The 383-nt window shown below is 44.9% G+C and carries 1 protein-coding gene; it reads right to left on the bottom strand.

The annotated features are described in order from the left end of the window. On the bottom strand, positions 1-383 hold a 383-nt coding region (locus HC176_RS17390), incomplete at both ends, for a glycoside hydrolase family 31 protein (RefSeq protein ID WP_245234952.1).

Genomic DNA, 383 nt, shown 5'->3' with positions numbered 1-383 from the left:
GGTAGCTAAAAATCCCTTTTTTGCCGCCTCTTGCCACTGATCTTCCACAGCCGGAGATATCACTGGGTCCTGAGAAATTATTACTTTAAATCCATCTTCAGCAAGATCTGAAAGCATCTTTTTTGGATTGTCATACCTGTCTTTTCTCCACTCGAAATTCTGAAGCCCTTCAACCCAACCAATATCCTGGTAAATTATGTCTATGGGAATGTCCCTTTTTCGATACTCTGCGGCGATCTCTCTAGTGAGCTCTTCGTTTACGAGCATTCCGCGGCTTTGGGACCAGCCAAGCGCCCAGTTGGGTGGCATGATGGGCTTTCCTGTCAATTTTGTATAGCTTTTGATCACTTCCTTCAGGTCCTGGCCGTACATGAAGTAATAAA

The sequence above is a fragment of the Tamlana crocina genome (assembly GCF_012037625.1).
The sequence above is the reverse complement of the archived record's forward strand: the minus strand, read 5'-3'. Positions and strand labels throughout refer to the sequence as shown.